The sequence below is a fragment of the Cryobacterium sp. TMT2-18-2 genome, from assembly GCF_004402245.1.
Taxonomy (GTDB): Bacteria; Actinomycetota; Actinomycetes; order Actinomycetales; family Microbacteriaceae; genus Cryobacterium; species Cryobacterium sandaracinum.
Genome location: NZ_SOFU01000005.1, coordinates 1 through 21,340, shown reverse-complemented (window position 1 = coordinate 21,340; position 21,340 = coordinate 1). Strand labels below are relative to the sequence as shown.

Below are 21,340 nucleotides of genomic sequence, written 5' to 3'. Positions count from 1 at the left end.
GCGTGTCGGGACCCGGGACCCGGGACCCGAGATCAGTGGGCGCCGAAGCGGGCGGTGTGCACAGGCCCGAGGGAAACGTGAACGGCCTGCTGCTCGGTGTAGAAGTCGATCGAGCGGTAGCCGCCCTCGTGGCCGAGGCCCGAGGCCTTGACCCCGCCGAACGGGGTGCGCAGGTCCCGAACGTTGTGCGAGTTGAGCCAGACCATGCCCGCCTCGATCGACTGCGCGAAGGTGTGCGCCCGGGTGAGGTTGCTGGTCCAGATGTATGCGGCCAGGCCATACTTGACGCCGTTGGCCAGCTCGAGGGCCTCTTCGTCGGTGTCGAACGGTGTGATCGCCACGACCGGTCCGAAGATCTCCTCCTGGAAGATGCGGGCCGTCGGGGCGACATCCGCGAACACGGTCGGAGACACGTAGTTGCCCTCCGGCAGGTTCTGGGGGCGGCCGCCGCCGGCGAGCAGGCGGCCCTCGCTCTTGCCGATCTCGACGTAGCTCATCACCTTGGCGTAATGCTCGGGGTGCACGAGCGCGCCGACCTCGGTGGCAGGGTCGTGCGGGTCGCCGACCACGATGTGCTGTGCCCGGGCCGCATAGCGGGCGCAGAAGTCGTCATAGATCGGGCGTTCCACCAGGATGCGGCTGCTGGCGGTGCAGCGCTCGCCGTTGAGCGAGAACACCCCGAACAGGGTCGAGTCGAGCGCGGCATCGAGGTCGGCGTCGGCGAAGACCACGGCGGGGGACTTGCCGCCGAGCTCCATCGACATGCCCTTGAGGTTCGCGGCGCAGTTGCGGTAGATGGTCTGACCCGTGGTCGTCTCGCCCGTGAACGAGATGAGCGGGACATCCGGATGCTTGACCAGTGCGTCCCCGGCCTCCTCACCCAGCCCGTTGACCAGGTTGAAGACCCCGTCGGGCAGCCCGGCGGAGCGGAAGATCTCCGCCCACAGGCTCGCCGACAGCGGTGTGAACTCGGCCGGCTTGAGCACGACCGTGCAGCCGGCGGCCAGTGCGGGGGCGAGCTTCCAGCTCTCAAGCATGAACGGGGTGTTCCACGGGGTGATCAGCCCGGCCACGCCGACCGGTTTGCGGAAGACGTAGTTGATCTGGCTGCCGGGCACCTGGTAGGTGTCGTCGGTCTGCGCCACGATCAGGTCGGCGAAGAAGCGGAAGTTCTCGGCCGCCCGCTTGGCCTGGCCGAGAGCCTGGGTGATCGGCAGGCCGGTGTCGAACGTCTCGAGTTCGGCGAGGCGGGCATCCTGGGCCTCGACGGCGTCGGCGATCTTGTTCAGGATGCGGGAGCGTTCGCGCGGCTTCATCCTCGGCCACGGCCCGGTCACGAAGGCGTCGGTCGCGGCGGCGACGGCGAGGTCCACGTCTTCCTTCTGGCCGGCCGCGGCGGTGGCGTAGGTCTGGTTCGACACCGGGTCGAGCACGTTGAAGGTCGCGCCGGAGACACTGTCGACGAACCGGCCGCCGATGTAGTGCTGGATGCGGGTCGGCAGGTTCTCGGGCACATGCTGCGCGCGGGTTCTCGTGGTGGTTGCGCCGGTCATGGCGGTCTCGGTCATGGCGGTCTCGGTCATGGCTCAGGCTGCTTTCGGGGTGAAGCCGGCGACAGTGAAGCCGTCGACGGGGGAGAGGTACTGCTCGCCGGCGGCCAGGAGCGTCTGCATTTTGGCGATGCCCGCATCCGTCGGCGTGATCAGCGGCGGGCGCACGAAGCCGCTCTCGATCAGGCCGCGCTGCTCGAGCACCCATTTGCCCGGGGCCGGGTTCGTCTCGACGAAAAGCAGGTCGACGAGTGGGTGCAGGCCGTAGTGGATGCGCCGGGCCGTCTCGATGTCGCCGGCCATCCACGCGTTGTACATCTCGACGTGCGCGACCGGGGCGATGTTGCTTGTGGCGCTGATGTATCCCACGCCACCGAGGGCCAGCAGGGGCAGGCAGAGCAGTTCGATGCCGCTCCAGACCAGCAGTTCGGGGCCGCAGAGCTGCAGCACCCGGGAGAAGTGCTCGAAGTCCTTGGTGGTCTCCTTGACGCCGACGAAGTTGTCGAAATCGCGGTAGAGGCGGGCGATGGTCTCCGGGGCGATGTCCACGGCTGTGCGGCTGGGCACGTTGTAGGCGACGATCGGCAGGTCCGGAAACTCCTCTGCCACGGTCTTGTACCAGACGTAGAGGGCTTCCTGGGTGGGGCGGGCGTAGTAGGGGGTGATGATCAGGGCGGCGTCGACGCCGGCGTCCCGGGCCGCGGCGGTGAGCTCGAGGGTCTCGTCGAGCTTGGCCGAGCCGGTGCCGGGCATGAACGGCACCCGGTCGCCGACCGCGGCGGCCACGGTGCAAATCGCGCTGGCGCGCTCGGCGATGGTCTGCGAGCTCGGCTCGCCGGTGGAGCCGCCGAGTGAGATGCCGTGCGTGCCGGAGGCGAGCTGCCAGTTCACGAGGTTGGTGAGGCCGGCGTGGTCGACGGCGCCGTCGGCCGTGAACGGGCTCATCAGGGGCGCGATAGAGCCCGTGATCTGACTCGGGTCGGTGCGGAACTTCATTGTTCTTCCTTTCGAGGGCATCGGATGCGTTCGCGACTGTTGCCGAATCGGACGAGTGTTCCCGGTGTGCGGGCAACAGTCGTCCGTTACGGGAACAGTTGCGGGATTGGCTGTCAGGGGGCGGAGGCGGAGGGGGCGGCGTGCTGCTGGGCGAGGAAGGCGTTCAGGGTGCCGAGTCGGTGGTCGCGCGCGGCAAGTTCGATCTGCAGGGGATCGGCGCCGTCCTCGATCAGGTCGAGCAGCGCGGTGTGCTCGGCGACGGACTCGTGCGCCCGGCCGGGCACGAAGCTGAACGTGGATTCGCGCAGGGTGCCGAGCCGGCTCCAGCCCCGCTGCACCAGGTCGAGGATGTGCGCATTGCTGCAGGCCTCGAACAGGGCCGAGTGGAACTCGCGGTTCAGGCTGGTGAAACGCACCGGGTCGAAGTGGTGCAGGCACTCGTCCATCTCCGTGTTGATCTCCCGGGCGCGCAGCAGCGTTTCCGGGTCGAGTCGCGGCGCCGACAGGGCGGTGGCGTAACCCTCGACGAGGGCCAGCGTCTGCATCGTGTGGGTGTACTCGGTGACGTCGAGCATGGCCACCTGGGCGCCGACGTTGCGCTCGAACGTGACCAGACCCTCCGCCTCCAGCAGACGGATAGCCTCCCGCACCGGCACGGTGCTGACACCGATCTCCCGGGCGATCTGCCCGAGCACCAGGCGGTAGCCCGGGCTGAAGCTGCCGTCGGAGATGCGGGCCCGGATCCATCGGTGGGCGAGCTGCGCCTTGCTCAGCGACGCCTCCGCGCCGGTAGTCGGGACGCCGGCCGAGCTAGCTGAGCCAGCTGCGACGCCTGCCGAGCCAGCCGAGACCGAGGCCGTCATGCCTGCTCCTCCAGCCAGACCCGATACCGGGCCTTCCATTCGGCGTTCATCGGGTAGAGCCCGTCGACGCCGTGCCCGGCCGAGACCATCGCGGCGATGAAGGTCTCCTCGCGTTCCTGCACGATGGCTGCGGCGACCACCTCCTCAACCAGGTGCGGCGGGATCACGATCAGCCCGTCGGCGTCCCCGACGATCACGTCGCCGGGCTGCACGGATGTCCCGCCGCAGGCCACGGTCAGGTCCGTGTCCCACGGCACGTGCCGGCGTCCGAGCACGGCAGGGTGCGGTCCGGCGTGGTAGGTGGGGATCTCCAGGGCGGTGACGGCCGCCAGATCGCGCACACCGCCATCCGTCACGATGCCGGCCGCGCCCCGAATCTGGGCGCGCAGGGCGAGGATGTCGCCGACCGTGCCCGTGCCGCGCTCGCCGCGGGCCTCGATCACGAGCACGTCGCCCGGCCCGAGCGAGTCGAAGGCGCGCTTCTGGGCGTTGTAGCCGCCGCCGTGCGCCTCGAACAGGTCCTCCCGCGCCGGAATGTACCGGAGTGTGCGGGCCCGGCCGACGAGACGGGCGCCCGGCCGGGTCGAGCCGAGGCCGTCGATCGACACTGAGTTGAGCCCGCGCTTGCGCAACTGGGCGCTGAGGGTGGCGGTGCCCACACTGTTGATCCGGGCCGTGAGCTCGGGGGTGAGGGCGAACGGCGGGGGCGTCTGCTCCGCTGTAGGTGCGGTGACGGATGCCGGCGCGAGCCCGGCCGCCTCCGCCGAACCCCACGCCTCGGTGCGCTGCAGATCGTCGACCCGCGGGCCGGCCCCGAACGCGCCGAACGGCACCGTGCCCTGCCGAATCGGGCTGACGAGGCGGCCGGTGCGGGGTGCGCCCGGGGCGCCTGGGGCATCCACCTCGACCTCGACGATGTCGCCGGGCACGACGACCGACGATCCGGCCGGCGTGCCGGTGAGGATCAGGTCGCCGGGCTCGAGCGTGAGCAGCTGCGAGAGGTCGGCGACGAGCCGGCCGAACCCGAAGAGCAGGTCGGCGGTCGTGTCCTCCTGTACGAGCGTGCCGTTGACCCAGGTGCGGATGCGCAGCGCTGCCGGGTCGAGGCCGGCCGCCGGCAGCAGCGTCGGCCCGACGGGGGTGAAGCCGTCGGCGCCCTTCGAGCGCAGGTTCGAGCCCTTGTCGGCGTAGCGCAGGTCGTACACGCCGAAGTCGTTGGCGCAGGTCACGTGCGAAACCGCCGCCCAGCCCTCCTCGGGCGAGACGCCGCGGGTGCGGCGCCCGATCACCAGCGCGATCTCGCCCTCGAACACCAGCAGCTCGCATCCGTCGGGCCGTTCCACCGGCGTGCCGCTGGAACTCTGCGACGACGCCGGCTTGAGGAAGTACGACGGCTGCTCCGGCGTGCGGCCGCGCTGGGCGGCCCGGCTCGGGTAGTTGAGGTGCACTGCAATGATCTTGCCCGGTGGGGCGAGATCGGTGGTGGCGGTGACGCTGCTCCCCGCGCTGCTGCTTGCGCTGACGTCTGCTCTGCTGCTTGCGCTGACGTCGGAGGCGCCCACGGAGGTCGAGTTCGGCATGTTTTGCGGCTTTCTAGTCGTGCTGGGAAATGCCGAGCGGGACTCCACGGGTTTCCTTCACCACGGAGACCGCGACGAAGGAGATCGTGGCCAGCACCATGATGTAGATGCCGATCGACGGTGACCAGGCGGTCTCGTCCAGCAGCAGCTGCGCGATCAGGGGGGCGAACGCCCCACCGAGGATGGCACCCATGGCGTAGCCGATGGACACGCCCGAGTAGCGTACCTGAGCCGGGAACATCTCCGCGTAGAGCGCCGCCTGTGGGCCGTACGAGAAGCCGAGCCCGCTGGCCAGCACGACGAGCGCCACCGTGAACCAGAGGATCTCTCCGGTGTCGATCAGCAGGAACATCGGGACGGCCCAGAGGAACAGCCAGGCGTAGCCGAACTGGAACGTGCGGATGCGCCCGATCTTGTCGGACAGGATGCCGCCGATCATCGTCGACGCGAGCCAGAACACGGCGGCGATGGTGCTGGCCAGCAGTACGGGGGAGCGTTCCATGCCCAGGCCGCCGGCCTCGACCGGTTTGGTGGCGTAGGAGGAGAAGAACGCGATCAACAGGTAGCCGGCGGCGTTGTTGGCGATGAAGATCAGGGCGGTCAGGACGACCTGGCGCCAGTGGCCGCGGAAGAGCTGGCGGAGCGGGGCGGCCGATTCCTTCTTGCGATCCTGCATCTCTTTGAAGACGGGGCTCTCGTCGACCGAGCGGCGAATGATGAAGCCGACCACGATAAGCAGCACCGAGACGAGGAACGGGATGCGCCAGCCCCAGGCGAGGAAGGCCTCCTCGCTCATCGTGCTGGTCACCAGGAGCATGACGCCGGTGGCGAGGATGAGCCCGGTCGGCACGCCGATCTGCGGGTATGCGCCGAAGAACCCGCGCTTGTTGACCGGGGCGTGCTCGACGGACATCAGGGCGGCACCGCCCCATTCCCCGCCGGCCGAGAAGCCCTGCAGGATGCGCAGCACGATCAGCAGGATCGGCGCCCAGACGCCGATCTGCTCGAAGGTCGGCAGGAGGCCGATCAGTGCCGTGGCCGCGCCCATGATGACGAGGGTCAGCACGAGCATGGCCTTGCGGCCGAGGCGGTCACCGAGGTGGCCGGCCACGATTGCGCCCAGTGGGCGGAAGAGGAAGCTGATGCCGAGGGAGGCCCAGGCCACGAGCTGCGCCAGACCGGCGTTGTCGTTGGCGAGCGGGGCGAAGTACAGCCCGGCCAGCACGAGGCCGGCGGCCTGCGCGTAGATGAAGAAGTCGTACCACTCGATGGTGGTACCCACCATGGTGCCGGCAAGGACCCGGCGTTCCTCGTGTCGTTTCGCGGCGGTCGCTTTCGCGGCGCTCGTTCGGTCGGTCGTCAATGCCATGGAATACCCCTTTGTATTTCCCTGTGTGGTGCTGGAATCGTGCGATCTCGAAACGGTATCACAGATCGTATATTATCTACAGGGTAGGAACGGGGTCGTCCGGGGGAGCCTGGATGGTGCCGCCGTCTCGTGGTCCGGATGCCACTGCGCGCCGGGCCGGACGCCGCCGTGCGCCGAGCCGGCGGCGCCCGCGTCTGGCCCGGTGCGCCGGCGATTAGCGCAGGTCGGCCGCGATTACGGCCGCGGCCGTCACGAGTCGCGCGCCGATCTCGGCATCACTCTGCCCGGTGCCGAGGTAGACGACCGCCAGAGCCGCCGGTGCCTCACCGGGCACGACCAGCGGCACCGCCACGGAGGCCAGCCCCGGAAGGACCTCGTCATGACTGGTGGCGTAGCCGCGTGCACGCACGTCGGCGGCCTCGCCGCGGCGGGCGCTCTCGCTGAGGTTCACCCACTGGGCCGCCGTGAGCAGGGACTGGATGGCAATCCCGGGGGCACCCCGGCCGAGCGGATGCCGCGTGCCGGGGCGCTGCGCGACGGTGGCGTGCGCCTGCCGCGGTTCCACGCTGACCAGGGTGACGACCTCCGCCCGGTCCAGCACGGTCACGAAGGCTGTCATCCCCAACTCGTTCGCGACGCTGGTCAGCTCGGGCAGCGCCGCGGCCTGCAGACCGCGGGAGACACCGCGGGCGAGCGCGGCCATCCGTGGGCCGAGGCGTACGGCGCCCGCGGCATCCCGGATCACGACCCCATGGTCCTCCAAGGTGCGCAATATTCGGTAGGCGATCGAGCGGTGCACGCCGAGGGCGGCGGCCACGTCGGCAATGGTCAGGGCCTCGTCGGCGTCGGCGAGAATCTCGAGCACGCGGATGCCGCGCGACAGGGTCTGCGAATGCGGCGCTCCGTTCGGGCCGTTGGCACTCGGCCCGCTGGGCTTGCTCTGCTCGCTCATCCCGTTACCCCGCTCATTGACGTCGACACGGTGCCATTCTCGCATTCGTGGTTCGTGGCCCCCGGTCGCCGCAGGAGCTATGCACTCGGAGTGTGTGCGCGTGCGCGTGCGTGTGTGTGTGTGTGTGNGTGTGTGTGTGTGTGGCCAACTCAGGAGATTCGGGTGCCGCGTGGCATCCGTCGCCCGGACCAGTGCGGGGAGTCAGGGGGGGTGCTGCGGCGCGTCTCCTGAGTTGGCCACACCACCATGTCGGCGTGCCCGCGTTCGCGGGTTCCCGGTCCTCGGGTCCGAATCCTCCTCGTGTATTACTCCCGCAAATTGTGGGGGGCCGTGTCGAGCCCCCGTTCGGGTCTTTCGGCGGCCCGGGCCGGCGACCCGCCAGAGTGCAGAACTTATGCCGGGTTCGCGGCGGCTAACTCAGGAGTTCTGGGATCGGTGCGGTCGATTCGGCCCGGGCCAGTGCGAACCCGTGCGCCACAGGTGGGGGATGGTGGTTTCGCCGCGGTGAATCTCCTGAGTTAGCCACACGGAGCGCTCTCGCCACGGTGCGCGCATCCGTGCGCTGCCGCCGCGCATCCGTGCGCTGACCGGCAAGACCCGCGGGGGAGACCGGCCTATCGTGATCCGAAATGACCGCGATCTGGGTGTCCGTGTGCCTGGTCGCCGCCGTCGCGGCGTCCGGCCTGGGTGCGGCGTGCGCGCTCGCCGGGCTCCGGATGCCGGGCCGCACCCTGGTCGCGGCTCCCGCCATGGTCGTCATGACCGTCTCGTGCGCCGACATGGTTCTGCCGGGCGTGCAGCTGCTCGGCTCCTTGGCCTGGGCGGGGCTTCTGGTCGGGGTGGCGCTGCTGGCTCTGCTGGACCGGCGTCACCGCATGCCCGCCGCGCATCACGCCGTATCGCTGCTGCTGATGTCCGTGATGTGGGTCGCGATGCTGCCGGCGGCGTCGACTGAGGCTTCGGTCGGCTCGGTCGGCACGGTCGCGGTGGCCGGCGCTGGCGCCGGAACCAGTGCTCCGGCCAGTGCCACCGCTGCCGCTGCGCCTGCTGCCGCTGCGCCCGCTGCCACCGGGCCCGCTGCCACCGGGCCCGCTGTGGGAAACGGCGCCCATGCCGGGCACGGGCGGGCGATCACCGACGGCGGAATGCTGCCGGCCGGGCTTGTGGTGCTGCTGGCTGCGGCATCCGTTGCCCTTGCGGCCAGCGCCGTGCGGTCGACGCGCCGCCCGGCCGGGTCGGGGATCGAGCCGGCCACGCTCCGACTGGAGTCGGCCCAGCACCTGAGTATGGCGCTGGCGATGACGTTGATGGCCGCGGGGATGTTCCTGACGCTGACCGGTTACTGACGGATGCCGGGCGCCACCTGGCCGGGAGGAAGCCGCAGCCATGATCTCACCACCACACGACCGGGCCGACAGGACCGTACCGTCCCGACCGGCATCCTCGACCGTGCCGACACGTCGAGCGGTGCGGCTAACTCAGGAGATGAGCTGCGGCATCCGTAGATCGCCGCACTGTTCCGGGTGCCGGCTACCGTCCGCCGCCCGGATCTCCTGAGTTAGCCCCAGAGCGGCACGCCGGCCACTCGCCACCCGCATCCGACCGCCCGCCCTCGCAACCAGCCGCCCACGCCCGCACCCGCCACCGCCCCGCGATTAGACTGATCGAATGCCCGTCATCGAGATCAGCGACCTCAGCGATCCGCGGCTCGTGGACTACGCCCACCTCACCGATGTGGCCCTGAAGAAGGCGCGCGGCACCGAAAACGGCCTGTATATAGCCGAATCGGCATTGGTTCTCGAGCGTGCGCTGCGCGCCGGACACCGGCCCCGGTCGGTGCTCACACTCGGCAACACCGCCCCGGAGGCCCGCGCCCTCGTCGGCGAGGACGTGCCCGTCTTCGTCGGCCCGGGGGCGCTTCTCGCCGAGCTCACCGGCTACGTGCTGCACCGCGGCGTGATCGCCTCGATGCACCGGCCCGAGCTGCCCGACCCGGAGTCGCTACTCGCCGGCGCCCGCCGCATCGTGATCCTCGAGAATGTGTCCGACCCCACGAACGTCGGCGCGATCTTCCGCTCCGCCGGGGCCATCGGCGCCGACGCGATCCTGGTCACACCGCGCTGCTCCGACCCCTTCTACCGTCGCGCCATCCGCGTCTCGATGGGCACAGTGCTGCAGGTGCCCTGGACCCGCGTCGGCGACTGGCCGAGTACCCGCGCGCTGCTCACCCGGCACGGTTTCCACCTCGCCGCGCTCGCCCTGACAACGGATGCCGTGAGCCTGCGCGACTTCCCCGGGCACGAGCACGAACGGCTGGCACTGCTGCTCGGCGCGGAGGGTGAGGGGCTCACCCCGGACGCATTGGCGGCCTCCGACACCGTGGTGCAGATCCCGATGAAGCACGGCATTGACTCCCTCAACGTGGCCGCCGCCAGCGCCGTCGCGATGTGGGCGCTCTCGGGCTGACGTCCCGCCTGCTACACCCGAACCCGCGCGTCCCACCCGCTACACCCGAACCCGCGCGTCCCACCCGCACGCCCCTGTCCTGCCGGGTTTGTGGCCAACTCAGGAGATACGTCGGCCGCGTTCTGTGAGCCCCCGGACCAGTGCGGCGGGATCCGCCGGCCGATAGATTCCCCACCGGATCTCCTGAGTTAGCCCCACCCGCGGCCCGCAGCCCACACGCGCTCCTCGCTCCGCGCCGCGGCGGCACGGGAAGCCTAGGCTGAGGTCATGAGCAACGAGGCTGTCATTGTCGATGTCGTGCGCACCGCGTCAGGTCGAGGCAAACCGGGCGGCGCCCTCTCGGGCGTTCACCCCGCGGACCTGCTGGCCGGGGTGCTGAGCGAACTGGTCACCCGCAACGGGCTCGATCCCGCGCTCGTCGAGGACGTGATCGGCGGCTGCGTCAGCCAGGTCGGCGAGCAGGGCTACAACGTGACCCGCACCGCCCTGCTCAGCGCGGGCTTTCCCGACTCCGTGCCCGGCGCGACCATCGACCGGCAGTGCGGATCCAGCCAGCAGGCGGCCACGTTCGCCGCGCAGGGCGTGAGGGCCGGCAGCTACGACATCGTCATCGCCTGCGGCGTGGAATCGATGAGCCGCGTGCCGCTGGGCTCGTCGCTCGGCACGGCCCAGAGCCCGCAGAACCAGCAAGGCGGGCAGAGCCCGCAGAACCAGCAAGGCGGGCAGAGCCCGCAGAACCAGCAGGGCGGGCAGAGCCACCAGAACCAGCAGAGCGGACAGATCCCGAATCCGCACGGCACGCTGATGCGCGACCGCTACCCCGAAGGGCTCGTCAACCAGGGCGTCTCGGCCGAGCTGATGAACCAGAAGTGGAAACTGGGCCGCGGCGAACTGGATGCCTTCGCCGCCCGCTCGCACCGCCTCGCCGCGGCCGCCGCCGAACGCGGCGATTTCGACGGCGAACTGCGGCCGACGACTCTGCGGGACGGCCGGGTCGTGGCCGCCGACGAGACCATCCGCCCCGGCACCACCCTCGACTCCCTGGCCGCCCTGCCGCCGGCGTTCCGCACCGACGCCCTCGCCGCCCGCTTCCCGAAACTCGACTGGCACATCACCGCCGGCAACTCGTCGCCGCTCACCGACGGCGCCTCCGCGGCTTTGATCATGAGCGCCAAGCGCGCCGCCCAGCTCGGCCTCAACCCGCGCGCCCGGTTCCACAGCTTCGCGGTGACCGGAAGCGACCCGCTCTTGATGCTCACGGGCGTGATCCCGGCGACCCGGCGCATCCTGGAGCGTTCCGGTCTCAGCATCGACGACCTCGACGCCTACGAGGTCAACGAGGCGTTCGCCACCGTGCCGCTGGTCTGGCTGCGCGAACTCGGCGCCGACCCGGCCCTGCTCAATCCGCGTGGCGGGGCCATCGCTCTCGGCCACGCGCTCGGCTCCTCGGGCACGCGGCTCCTCGGCACCCTGCTCAACCACCTCGAACTGACCGGCGGCCGCTGGGGCCTGCAGACCATGTGCGAGGGCGGCGGCATGGCCAACGCCACCATCATCGAACGGCTCTGAGATGCGCGTCGACGGATGCTCCGCCCTCGTCACCGGAGCCGCCTCCGGCCTCGGGCTGGCCACCGCCACCGCCCTGGCCCACGCTGGGGCAGCGGTCGTGCTGCTCGACCTGCCCGGCACCAATGGGGAGCAGGCGGCGGTCGTGATCGGCGGACGGGCGTGTTTCGTGCCGGGTGACGTCACCCGCACCGAGGACGTGCAGGCCGCCGTCGATGCCGCCGCTGCGATCGCCCCGCTGCGCATCGTGGTCAACTGCGCCGGCATCGCCCCCGGCCGGCGCACCGTCGACCGCACCGGGGCCCCGCTGCCGCTGGACGACTTCGACCGGGTCATTCGCATCAACCTCGTCGGCACGTATAACGTGATCCGGCTGGCCGCGGCCGCCATGCAGGCTACCGACCCGGTCGGCGGCACGGACGGAGCCCCCGGGACCAGCGGCACGGACGGCGCCCCCGGCACGATCGACCAGACGGCCGCCACCGTCCCGGAGCGCGGTGTGATCGTGAACACGGCATCCGTCGCAGCCTTCGACGGGCAGATCGGCCAGGCGGCCTATGCCGCCTCGAAGGGCGGCGTCGCCGCGATGACCCTGCCGCTCGCCCGCGAGTTCGCCCGGTCGTTGATCCGGGTGGTGGCGATCGCGCCCGGCATCTTCGACACCCCGCTGCTTCAGGGGCTCCCCGCGAACGTGCGCGAGTCCCTCGCGGCGCAGGTTCCACACCCTTCCCGGCTCGGCGACCCGGCCGCGTTCGCCGCGCTCGTGCGGCACATCGTCGAGAACCCGATGCTCAACGGCGACACCATCCGGCTCGACGGCGCCATCCGGATGCCGCCCCGCTGACCGGGGCCGAGCCTGTGTATTCCCCTGCGGCCCCGACGACGCTGACTCTTTAGGGTAGGCTTACCTAAAAGAACTGTGGGTTCTGCCCGCACAACAGTAGGGACGCAACACGATGATCTTGACACGCCGATGGGCACTGCTTACCGCTATCGGAACGGTGGCCCTGCTCGGGGTGACCGGGTGCAGCGCACCCGAGGAATCCATTCCTGGTGCGACCGACGCGTCCACCCCGTCGGGTTCGATCACGGTCTACAACGCCCAGCACGAGGAACTGACCCAGGCCTGGGCCGACGAATTCACCGCGGAGACCGGCGTCACCGTCACGCTCCGCAACGGCGACGACTCGGAACTCGGCAACCAGCTCGTGCAGGAAGGCACCGCGTCGAAGGCCGACGTGTTCCTCACCGAGAACTCGCCCGCGATCAGCCTCGTCGACGAGGCCGGCCTGTTCGCCCCGGTCGACGACGCCACGCTGGCCCAAGTGCCCAAGCAGTTCCAGCCGTCCACCGGCACCTGGACCGGTATCGCCGCCCGCTCGACCGTGTTCGCCTACAACCCGAGCATGATCAGCGCGGACGAACTGCCGGCCTCGCTGCTCGGCCTCGCCGACCCGGCCTGGGCCGGCCGCTGGGCCGCGTCGCCCTCCGGCGCCGACTTCCAAGCCATCGTCAGTGCGCTCCTCGAGCTCAAGGGCGAAGCCGCAACGAGCGACTGGCTCGCGGCCATGAAGGAGAACGCGGTCGTCTATAAAGGCAACAGCACCGTGATGAAGGCCGTCAACGCGGGTGAGATCCCCGGCGGCGTGATCTACCACTACTACTGGTTCGCAGACCAGGCCGGTACGGGCGAGAACAGCTCCAGCACCCAGATGCACTACTTCAAGAACCAGGATCCCGGTGCGTTCGTCAGCGTCTCCGGCGGCGGAGTGCTCGAGACCAGCGCGAACCCCGTGGCCGCTCAGGCGTTCCTCGCTTTCATCACCGGCAAGTCAGGCCAGGAAATCCTGAAGACCGGCACCTCGTTCGAATATCCCGTCTCCGACGCGGTCGATGCGAACCCCGCGCTGGTGCCGCTCCGCGAACTCGACGCCCCCGTCATCGACCCGTCCAAACTCAACAGCACCAAGGTCACCGATCTGATGACCGAGGCCGGTTTCCTCTAGGCTGAAACTGGTGATACCTGCAGCCCCCTCGACCGCGAAACCGGCGCCCGACCCGTCGGACACCGGTCGCGGAGCCGTCGCCGAAACCGGCGCAACGGGGCCAGCGGGGCGCACGGATGCCGCCGTCCGGGTCGGCAAACGACCCTCACCATTCATCGTGGCGGCCGCCGTCACCGTGTCCGTGCTCGGGCTTCTTCCGCTGGGCTACGTCATCGTCACCGGTATCTTGACCGGCTGGCCAACCCTTTCGGCGCTCGTGTTCCGGCCGCGGGTCGGCGAGCTGCTCCTGAACACGATCGGGCTGGTCGTGATCACCGTGCCGCTGACCGCGGCGATCGGGGTGGCCGCCGCCTGGCTGGTCGGCCGTACCTCCCTGCGCGGCCACCGGGTGTTCGCCGTGCTCCTGGCGACGCCGCTCGCGGTGCCGGCCTTCGTCAACAGCTATGGCTGGGTGAGCGCCGTACCCTCCTTGAACGGGCTCTGGTCCGGGGTTCTGATCGCCACCCTGTCGTACTTCCCGTTGGTCTACCTGCCCTGCGTCGCCGCGCTCCGGCGGCTGGACCCCACGGTCGAAGAGGCAGCCGAGTCGCTCGGCAGCGGTGCCTGGGGCGTCTTCTTCCGCGTCATCCTGCCGCAGTTGCGGCTGCCGATCCTCGGCGGCGCCCTGCTGGTGGGGCTGCACCTGCTCTCCGAATACGGTGCGTTCGCGATGATCCGCTTTGACACCTTCACCACCGCCATCGTGGAGCAGTACCGGTCCACGTTCAACGGCCCCGCAGCCAACGCCCTCGCCGGCGTTCTCGTGCTGCTGTGCCTGTTCCTGTTGATCGGGGAGTCCGGTGCTCGCGGACGCTCCCGGTACGCCCGCATCGGCTCGGGTGTGGCCCGGGTCACGCCGCGGCGCTCCCTCCGCGCCTTCACGCCGGTCGGCTACCTGTTCCTCGGCGGGCTGTTCGCACTCGCGATCGGAGTCCCGTTCTGGAGCGTCATCCGCTGGCTCTACCAGGGCGGCTTGGCCGTGTGGACCGATGCCGTGCTGGTCCAGGCCCTGCTGCAGACCGTGGGCTACGGCCTCGTCGGCGCCACGGTCACCTGTGTGCTCGCGTTCCCGATCGCATTCCTCGCGGTGCGCTACCCGAGCCGGCTGTCCCGCGGCCTCGAATCGGTCAACTACCTCACCAGCTCCCTCCCCGGAATCGTCACGGCCCTCGCGTTGGTGACCATCAGTATCCGTTTCGTGCAGCCGCTCTACCAGACCACCGTGCTGGTGATCGTGACGTACCTGCTGATGTTCCTGCCGCGCGCGCTGGTGAACCTCCGGGCCGGGCTCGCACAGGTTCCGGTCGGACTGGAGGAGGCGGCCCGGTCGCTCGGCAAGCATCCGTTCGCCGCGTTCCTCAGTGTCACCACCCGCTTCTTCGCACCCTCGGCCCTGGCCGCAGGGGCGCTCGTGTTCCTCGGCATCGTCACCGAGCTGACCGCTACGCTGCTGCTGGCCCCGAGCGGCACCCGCACCCTCGCGATCCAGTTCTGGTCGAAGGTGAACGACATCAACTATGTCGGCGCCGCGCCCTACGCCCTGCTGATGATCGTGCTGAGCCTGCCGGTCACCTACCTGCTGTTCGCCCGCTCCCGGCTGACGAGCGTGTCATGACCGCCGCCATCGAACTGTCCGGGGTCGACAAGAGCTTCGGCAGCGCCCGTATCCTCGAGGACATCGCCCTCTCGGTGCCGGAGGGTAGCCGCACGGTCGTGGTCGGCTCGTCCGGGTCGGGCAAGACCACCCTGCTGCGCCTGATCAGCGGCTTCGAGCTGCCCGACTCGGGCACCATCAGCGTGCTCGGCCGCACTGTGGCCGGCCCGGGAGTGGCCGTGGCCGCGCATCGGCGCGGGATCGGCTTCGTCGCGCAGGACGGCGCCCTGTTCCCGCACCTCACCGTGGGGCAGAACATCGCGTTCGGCCTCGGCCCGGCGCTCCGCGGCGGCACGCGCAAGCAACGCGCCCGTGCCGTGAGCGAGTTGCTCGAGATGGTGTCGCTGAGGCCCGACTTCGCCGCCCGCCGCCCGGACGAGCTGTCCGGCGGCCAGCAGCAGCGCGTGGCCCTGGCACGGGCCCTCGCCCGCCAGCCGCGGGTGATGCTCCTCGACGAACCGTTCTCCTCCCTCGATGCCGGTCTGCGGGCGGCAACCCGCGACATCGTCGCCGAAACGCTGGAGCGCGCCGGCATCACCACGGTGCTCGTCACCCACGACCAGGCGGAGGCGATGAGCTTCGCCCACCAGCTCGCGGTGCTCCGCGACGGCAACCTCTGCCAGGTCGGGCCGCCGCGTGAGGTCTACTGGCGCCCCGTCGACCTGTTCACGGCCCGGTTCCTCGGCGACGCGGTCGTGCTGCCGGCCACCATCTCGGACGGCTTCGCCGCCTGCGCGCTGGGCACGGTCGCCGTCGCCCCCACCAGCCTGCGCGGCGACGCCTGCATCATGCTGCGCCCGGAGCAGATCATGGTCGAGCATTGCGAGTCCGGAGGGGTGGATGGCGCCTCCGCCGCCTCCTGCACCGGCCAGGTCGAAGCGGTCGATTTCTACGGGCCCGAGGTGCAGCTGGCGGTGCGCCTGTTCTCCGGGGGCGCCCCGGCGCCCGGTTTTTCCCAGAGTTTCGGAACGCAGAGCCCCGGAACGCTGGTGCACGTAAGGCAGCACGGCACGATGGGCACCGTCGTGGGCAGCCGGGTCAGCCTCACCGCCCGCGGCACAGCCACCGCGTTCGCCGCCCGCCCCTGACCTTCGCCCTGCCCCTCGCCGTGCCGCCCCGTCGGACCCTGACCCTCGCCGTGCCGTCAGAGGCTCAGCGCCAGGTTCCCCACTACTCCGCGGCGTGCGCCTCGAGGAACTCGTAGACCTCGGTGTCGTCGACGCCGGGGAAGGTACCGCTGGGCAGCGGCGACAGCACGTGCGCGTGCAGCCGGGCGCTCGGCCAGGCCTTGCCGGCCCAGCGCGAGGAGACCTCGGAGGCCGGGCGGCGACAGCAGGACTCGTCCGGGCAGCGGGACACCGCCCGCTGCGTGGTCTCCCGGCCGCGGAACCACTTGGCCTGAACGAAGGGCACGCCGACGCTGATCGAGAACTCGCCGGCATCCGTTGCCCCGGTCTGGGTGGCGCACCAGAAGGTGCCGGCCGGCGTGTCGGTGTACTGGTAGAACTCGGTGGTGCGGTTGGTGTGGGTGAAGGCGCTTCGGGCGCTCCACTGCTTGCAGACGAACTGGCCCTCGATCGAGCCGGTCACGTCGGCCGGCAGGGGAAGGTCGTCGTTCTCGTAGCCTTTCTGCAGGGCGCCGTCGCCGGTGACGCGTAGGAAGTGCAGCGGCATCTCCAGGTGCGAGGTGGCCAGGTTCGTCAGTCGCAGCGCCGCGGCCTCATGGGTCACCCCGAAGGCGTCGCGGAAGTCCTCGACCGAGAGTTCGCGTTCGCGCTTGGCGTGGGAGAGGAACGCGACGGATGCCGTCTGTGGCATCAGGCAGGCGGCCGCGAAGTAGTTGATCTGCAGCCTCTGCCAGAGGAACTCGGCGTAGCTGCCCGGCCGCTCGTGGCCGAGCAGCCGGTGCCCCATGGCCTGCAGCGCCATCGAGCGCAAGCCGTGACCGCCGGGGATCGACGCCGGCGGCAGGTAGATGCGGTGATTGACCAGGTCGGTGACCGACCGGGTCGAGCCGGGCAGGTCATTGACGTAGATGAGGTTGAAGCCGAGCTGCTCGGCCATCACGCTGACCTCCCGGTGGGTGAGGGCGCCCGACACATGCCCGGATGCCCGCACTCGGTCCTCGGCGAGCTGCTCGATGTCGGGCATGAAATTATCTTGTTCGCGCATCCGTTCGCGCAGTTCCGTGTTCGCGCGGCGGGCCTCTTCCGGCGTGGCGATGGCCTCGCTGGCGCGGCGGGCGAGTTCGCGGTGCAGGCCGAGAAGGGACTCGAGCGCCGCCATCGGCATGCCCTTGGTCATCTTCACCCGCGGCAGGCCGAGGGCGCCGTAGAGCGGATTGCGCTGCGCGCGCTCCAGCTCGATCTCGAGTGCGGCCCGCGTGTTCGGCGCTTCGTTTTTGAGCAGGTCGGTGAGCTCCACGTCGACGGCGGTGGCGATGTCCTGCAACGTCGACAGCTTGGGGGAGCGGCGGCCGTTCTCGATCAGGGAGAGCTGGCTCCCGGCCATGCCGACCTGCTCGCCGAGCTGGTCGAGCGTGAAGCCGCGCTCGGCCCGGAAATGACGGACACGGAGTCCCAGGGTGATCAGATCAGCGGCACGTGTCGACATTCCTTAACGATAACGAAAGATTCGCTGTTCTTAACCTGAGCACTTCCGGCACCGGTGGCATCGGTGGATCATTGTGGAGAGGGAGGGCGTATTTGCGTCCCCCCACGACTGCAGACCACTGGTTCACGCCGGATTGACCACGAAAGGCCAGGAGATGACGATCGCGAATTCCCGAGTCGAGACCGGCGGGGGCGAGTCCCGCTTTGTCGCCGGCACCACCGACCCCAACCTTCAGGCCTGGGTGGACGAAATTGCCCGGCTGACCCAGCCCGACGCCGTCGTCTGGTGCGACGGATCGTTGCGCGAAGCCGATGTGCTCGCGAAACAGCTCGTAGCCGAAGGCAAGCTCATCCACCTGAACCCGGAGTGGCGCCCCAACAGCTACCTGGCCCGCACGAGCCCGTCGGACGTGGCGCGCGTCGAGGACCGCACCTTCATCTGCTCGGTCGACCCAGGCGATGCCGGCCCCACCAACAACTGGGCCGACCCGGACGCGATGCGGGGCGAGCTGCAGGGAGTCTTCGCGGGCAGCATGCGCGGGCGCACGATGTACATCGTGCCGTTCTCGATGGGCCCGCTTGGCGGCCCCATCTCCCAGCTCGGCGTGGAGATCACCGACTCGCCCTACGTGGTGCTGAACATGGGCATCATGACGCGCATGGGCCAGAAGGTGCTGCACATGATCGAGGCCGGAGCCCCCTGGGTGCACACCGTGCACAGCGTGGGCTACCCGCTGGTCGACGCCGAGGGGCGCCGCCGTGGGGACGTCTCCTGGCCGTGCAACGACACCAAGTACATCGTGCAGTTCCCGGAGACCCGCGAGGTGTGGTCCTTCGGCTCGGGCTACGGCGGCAACGCGCTGCTCTCGAAGAAGTCGTTCGCGCTGCGGATCGCATCCGTCATGGCCCGCGACGAGGGCTGGCTGGCCGAGCACATGCTCCTGATCAAGGTCACCTCCCCGGAGGGCGGCGTGTCGCACCTGGCCGCGGCGTTCCCGTCGGCCTGCGGCAAGACGAACCTGTCGATGCTGCGCCCGACCATCCCCGGGTGGAAGGTCGAGACCATCGGCGACGACATCGCCTGGCTGCGCCCCGGGCCCGACGGGAGGCTGTACGCGATCAACCCGGAGGCCGGCTTCTTCGGTGTGGCCCCCGGAACCGGCGAGGTCACCAACCCGACCGCCGTGGCCACCGTCTGGGGCAACACGATCTTCACGAACGTCGCGCTGCGCGACGACGGCGACGTGTGGTGGGAGGGTCTGACCGAGACCACTCCCAGCCACCTGATCGACTGGGAGGGCAAGGATTGGACGCCCGCCTCCGGACGCCCGGCCGCCCACCCCAACTCCCGCTTCACGGTCTCTGCGGCGCAGTGCCCGTCGATCGCCGACGACTGGGAGGCCTTCGGCGGCGTGCCGATCGACGCCATCCTCTTCGGCGGACGCCGCGCGACGAACGTGCCGCTGGTGGCCCAGGCCCGCAGCTGGAAGCACGGCGTGTTCATGGGCGCGACCATCTCCTCGGAGAAGACCGCGGCCGCCGAGGGCACCGTCGGCGAGTTGCGCCGGGACCCGTTCGCGATGCTCCCCTTTTGCGGCTACAACATGGCGGACTACTGGGCGCACTGGCTCAAGGTCGGCCGTGGTCTCGGCGGCAAGGCGCCGGAGATCTTCCAGGTGAACTGGTTCCGCAAGGGCGCGGACGGAAGCTTCCTCTGGCCCGGTTTCGGCGAGAACTCCCGCGTGATCGAGTGGATCGTGCGCCGCGTCGAAGGCTTCGCGGACGCCGTGGACACCCCGATCGGACACCTTCCGGTCCAGGGTGGCCTCGACCTGAAGGGTCTGGACCTGGCCGACGCGGATGTCGAGCAGCTCTTTGCGATCGACCCGGCCTCCTGGCTGGCCGAGTGCGACCTCACCGAGGAGTACTTCGCCAAGTTCGGTGACCGGGTGCCGCCGGCGCTGCTCTCCGAGCTCGCGAGCGTGCGCTACAACCTCCGAAACGCGTAGCGGGGCTCGGCGCCGCTGGTGCGCTGCGGCATCCGTTGCCTGACGAATTCGACGGAGATTTTGCTCCCGTGGGGCTGTTTCGGGTGTGTAAACCGCTTCAGATCCGAAAATCTCCGTCGAATTGGTTCACGAGCGCCTGCAGTGGGGCGCCTGTGGGGCCGGGGGCGGTCGTACGATGCTGCCAGTCGGGCGGCGGTGCCCGGCGGGAAGTCGCAGGTTGCGATGCATGACGACGGCGCACTCGTGGAGAAACGCATCGACCGGTTCGTGCGGGAGCGGCTGCGCCCGGCGGTGCACCGGGCACCCGTGCCGTTGCGGGCCGGCGCCGGTATCCCCGAGGCGGTCGCGGAGGGGTGCCAGCTGAACCTGCCGCTTTGTTCGGTGACCGGGGTGAGAGCGGCCCGCGTGGATCCGTTGATCGAGGTCGACCACCCGGCCGTCGTGGTCGAGGCGGTCAAGCTGGCCGAGGACCACAGCGGGGATCTGATCGTGCGGCTCTACGAGGCGCACGGGTCGCGGGTGCGGGCGCGGGTCATCCGTCACTTCGCCGCGACGGATGTCACCGAAACCGACCTGCTGGAACGCCCCCTGGCCGCGCCGCGGGCTCCGTTTGCCGCCGATGGCTCCGCGCTGACGCTCGAGCTGCGTCCCTTCCAGCAGGTCACCCTGCGCTTCGCACGCCGCTGACCGCCCGCGGTCCCGGCCGCCCTGCTACCCGCCCTGGTTCCCGCCCTGCTACCCGCCCTGGTACCCGCCCTGGTTCCCTCCCTGCTACCCGCCGTCCGCGCGCTGACAGGGTCACATGCGCCTAACGAATTCGACGGAGATTTTGGCTGGATCGGGTGTTTCAGGCCCAAAACTGGCGGTTTAGACTAAATCTCCGTCGAATTCGTTCGGGCAGCCCAGGCTAAACGAGCAGCTGGTGCTTGGCGAGCTCGCGGTAGAGCGGCGTCGAGGCGACCAGTTCGGAGTGCGTGCCGGTGCCGATGACCTGGCCGTGGTCGAGCACCACGATCTGGTCGGAGTCGACCACGGTCGACAAGCGGTGCGCGATCACGATCAGGGTACGGTCCACGGCGACCGCGTCGATTGCGGCCCGCATCTTCTGCTCGTTGACGCCATCGAGACTCGAGGTGGACTCGTCCAGCAGCAGGATGGGCGGCGCGGCCAGCAGGGCGCGCGCGATCGCCAGCCGCTGGCGTTCGCCGCCGGAGAGCATCACGCCGGACTCGCCGACCGCCGCGCCCAGCCCGGCCGGGTCGCGCTCGAGCACCTCGGAGAGGTTCACGGCGTGCAGCACGGCGATGCACTCCTCGTCGGTGGCGTCGGGCGTGGACAGGGTCAGGTTGTCCCTCAGCGAACCGGCCAGCACGGGGGCATCCTGTTCGACGTAGCCGATCTGCGAGCGCAGCGCGGTGCGGTCGAGGGTGCGGATGTCCAGTCCCCCCATGCGCACAACGCCTCCGGTCGGGTCGTAGAAGCGCTCGATCAGGGCCAGGATGGTGCTCTTGCCGGCACCGGACGGGCCGACCAGGGCGGTGCGCTTGCCGCGCGGGGCGTCGAAGGAGACGCCGCGGAGCACCGGGCGGGGCTTGCCGGCGGCGTCGGCGTCGCTGCGCTCGGTCGCCCGTTCGGTCGCCTGCTCGGCAGCACGGTCGGCCGCGGCCGCGGCGGCGGC

At 70.1% G+C, this 21,340-nt stretch carries 17 protein-coding genes; 9 read left to right on the top strand and 8 right to left on the bottom strand.

The window, feature by feature from the left end:
• Positions 1-32: 32 nt before the first annotated feature.
• From hpaE to E3O22_RS00720, 6 genes are all read right to left on the bottom strand, one after another.
• Complete coding sequence (gene hpaE, locus E3O22_RS00745) at positions 33-1,553, bottom strand: 5-carboxymethyl-2-hydroxymuconate semialdehyde dehydrogenase (protein ID WP_134395701.1); 1,521 nt, start codon at positions 1,551-1,553, stop codon at positions 33-35.
• A gap of 33 nt (positions 1,554-1,586) precedes the next feature.
• The gene (gene dapA / locus E3O22_RS00740; protein WP_134395639.1) at positions 1,587-2,546 is read right to left on the bottom strand and encodes a 4-hydroxy-tetrahydrodipicolinate synthase; all 960 of its coding nucleotides are present in this window, start codon (positions 2,544-2,546) and stop codon (positions 1,587-1,589) included.
• Positions 2,547-2,659: 113 nt separating this feature from the next.
• Complete coding sequence (locus E3O22_RS00735; RefSeq protein WP_134395638.1) at positions 2,660-3,409, bottom strand: GntR family transcriptional regulator; 750 nt, start codon at positions 3,407-3,409, stop codon at positions 2,660-2,662.
• Positions 3,406-4,989: a fumarylacetoacetate hydrolase family protein gene (locus E3O22_RS00730; protein ID WP_134395637.1), complete on the bottom strand. Its 1,584-nt coding sequence runs from the start codon at positions 4,987-4,989 to the stop codon at positions 3,406-3,408. The genes E3O22_RS00735 and E3O22_RS00730 overlap by 4 nt, the downstream gene beginning before the upstream one ends.
• Before the next feature lie 13 nt (positions 4,990-5,002).
• A complete protein-coding gene (locus E3O22_RS00725) occupies positions 5,003-6,358 on the bottom strand; it encodes an MFS transporter (protein ID WP_134395636.1) in 1,356 nt (451 codons plus the stop codon).
• Between the two features lie 214 nt (positions 6,359-6,572).
• Positions 6,573-7,310: an IclR family transcriptional regulator gene (locus tag E3O22_RS00720; RefSeq protein ID WP_134395635.1), complete on the bottom strand. Its 738-nt coding sequence runs from the start codon at positions 7,308-7,310 to the stop codon at positions 6,573-6,575.
• A gap of 629 nt (positions 7,311-7,939) precedes the next feature.
• On the opposite strand from E3O22_RS00720, the gene E3O22_RS00715 reads away from it, so the two are divergent.
• From E3O22_RS00715 to E3O22_RS00685, 7 genes are all read left to right on the top strand, one after another.
• The gene (locus E3O22_RS00715; RefSeq protein ID WP_134395634.1) at positions 7,940-8,656 is read left to right on the top strand and encodes a hypothetical protein; all 717 of its coding nucleotides are present in this window, start codon (positions 7,940-7,942) and stop codon (positions 8,654-8,656) included.
• Between the two features lie 322 nt (positions 8,657-8,978).
• A complete protein-coding gene (locus E3O22_RS00710; RefSeq protein WP_134395633.1) occupies positions 8,979-9,776 on the top strand; it encodes an RNA methyltransferase in 798 nt (265 codons plus the stop codon).
• A gap of 267 nt (positions 9,777-10,043) precedes the next feature.
• Complete coding sequence (locus tag E3O22_RS00705) at positions 10,044-11,345, top strand: thiolase family protein (protein ID WP_134395632.1); 1,302 nt, start codon at positions 10,044-10,046, stop codon at positions 11,343-11,345.
• A gap of 1 nt (position 11,346) precedes the next feature.
• A complete protein-coding gene (locus E3O22_RS00700) occupies positions 11,347-12,186 on the top strand; it encodes an SDR family NAD(P)-dependent oxidoreductase (protein WP_134395631.1) in 840 nt (279 codons plus the stop codon).
• 112 nt (positions 12,187-12,298) lie between these two features.
• Entirely contained in the window at positions 12,299-13,348 is a 1,050-nt protein-coding gene (locus E3O22_RS00695) for an iron ABC transporter substrate-binding protein (RefSeq protein WP_134395630.1), read from the top strand.
• 10 nt (positions 13,349-13,358) lie between these two features.
• Positions 13,359-15,002, top strand: a complete 1,644-nt coding sequence (locus E3O22_RS00690; protein ID WP_370448435.1) for an ABC transporter permease — start codon at positions 13,359-13,361, stop codon at positions 15,000-15,002.
• Positions 14,999-16,129 (top strand): ABC transporter ATP-binding protein, encoded by a 1,131-nt coding sequence (locus E3O22_RS00685; RefSeq protein ID WP_134395629.1) that lies wholly within the window; start codon positions 14,999-15,001, stop codon positions 16,127-16,129. Before E3O22_RS00690 ends, E3O22_RS00685 begins: the two co-directional genes overlap by 4 nt.
• Before the next feature lie 82 nt (positions 16,130-16,211).
• On the opposite strand, the gene E3O22_RS00680 is transcribed toward E3O22_RS00685, so the two are convergent.
• Positions 16,212-17,654 carry a helix-turn-helix domain-containing protein gene (locus E3O22_RS00680; protein WP_134395628.1) on the bottom strand — a complete coding sequence of 481 codons (1,443 nt, stop codon included), beginning with the start codon at positions 17,652-17,654 and terminating at the stop codon, positions 16,212-16,214.
• 154 nt (positions 17,655-17,808) lie between these two features.
• Here E3O22_RS00680 and E3O22_RS00675 point away from each other — a divergent pair, with 154 nt between their 5' ends.
• Positions 17,809-19,662 (top strand): phosphoenolpyruvate carboxykinase (GTP), encoded by a 1,854-nt coding sequence (locus E3O22_RS00675; protein ID WP_134395627.1) that lies wholly within the window; start codon positions 17,809-17,811, stop codon positions 19,660-19,662.
• Positions 19,663-19,884: 222 nt separating this feature from the next.
• Positions 19,885-20,349, top strand: a complete 465-nt coding sequence (locus E3O22_RS00670) for a glycosyl hydrolase-related protein (protein WP_134395626.1) — start codon at positions 19,885-19,887, stop codon at positions 20,347-20,349.
• A gap of 220 nt (positions 20,350-20,569) precedes the next feature.
• Here the strand turns inward: E3O22_RS00670 and E3O22_RS00665 are convergent.
• Positions 20,570-21,340: ATP-binding cassette domain-containing protein (locus E3O22_RS00665; RefSeq protein ID WP_134397064.1), on the bottom strand; the 771-nt coding region annotated here is incomplete at its 5' end.

Excerpts from the sequence above, each read along its gene's own strand:
- E3O22_RS00670 (WP_134395626.1), top strand. The coding sequence starts at position 19,885 with ATGCATGACGACGGCGCACTCGTGGAGAAACGCATCGACCGGTTCGTG.
- E3O22_RS00705 (WP_134395632.1), top strand. The coding sequence starts at position 10,044 with ATGAGCAACGAGGCTGTCATTGTCGATGTCGTGCGCACCGCGTCAGGT.
- E3O22_RS00710 (WP_134395633.1), top strand. The coding sequence starts at position 8,979 with ATGCCCGTCATCGAGATCAGCGACCTCAGCGATCCGCGGCTCGTGGAC.
- E3O22_RS00720 (WP_134395635.1), bottom strand. The coding sequence starts at position 7,310 with ATGAGCGAGCAGAGCAAGCCCAGCGGGCCGAGTGCCAACGGCCCGAAC.
- E3O22_RS00715 (WP_134395634.1), top strand. The coding sequence starts at position 7,940 with ATGACCGCGATCTGGGTGTCCGTGTGCCTGGTCGCCGCCGTCGCGGCG.
- E3O22_RS00675 (WP_134395627.1), top strand. The coding sequence starts at position 17,809 with ATGACGATCGCGAATTCCCGAGTCGAGACCGGCGGGGGCGAGTCCCGC.
- E3O22_RS00680 (WP_134395628.1), bottom strand. The coding sequence starts at position 17,654 with ATGTCGACACGTGCCGCTGATCTGATCACCCTGGGACTCCGTGTCCGT.
- E3O22_RS00685 (WP_134395629.1), top strand. The coding sequence starts at position 14,999 with ATGACCGCCGCCATCGAACTGTCCGGGGTCGACAAGAGCTTCGGCAGC.
- E3O22_RS00700 (WP_134395631.1), top strand. The coding sequence starts at position 11,347 with ATGCGCGTCGACGGATGCTCCGCCCTCGTCACCGGAGCCGCCTCCGGC.
- E3O22_RS00695 (WP_134395630.1), top strand. The coding sequence starts at position 12,299 with ATGATCTTGACACGCCGATGGGCACTGCTTACCGCTATCGGAACGGTG.
- E3O22_RS00725 (WP_134395636.1), bottom strand. The coding sequence starts at position 6,358 with ATGGCATTGACGACCGACCGAACGAGCGCCGCGAAAGCGACCGCCGCG.
- hpaE (WP_134395701.1), bottom strand. The coding sequence starts at position 1,553 with ATGACCGGCGCAACCACCACGAGAACCCGCGCGCAGCATGTGCCCGAG.
- E3O22_RS00730 (WP_134395637.1), bottom strand. The coding sequence starts at position 4,989 with ATGCCGAACTCGACCTCCGTGGGCGCCTCCGACGTCAGCGCAAGCAGC.
- E3O22_RS00735 (WP_134395638.1), bottom strand. The coding sequence starts at position 3,409 with ATGACGGCCTCGGTCTCGGCTGGCTCGGCAGGCGTCGCAGCTGGCTCA.
- dapA (WP_134395639.1), bottom strand. The coding sequence starts at position 2,546 with ATGAAGTTCCGCACCGACCCGAGTCAGATCACGGGCTCTATCGCGCCC.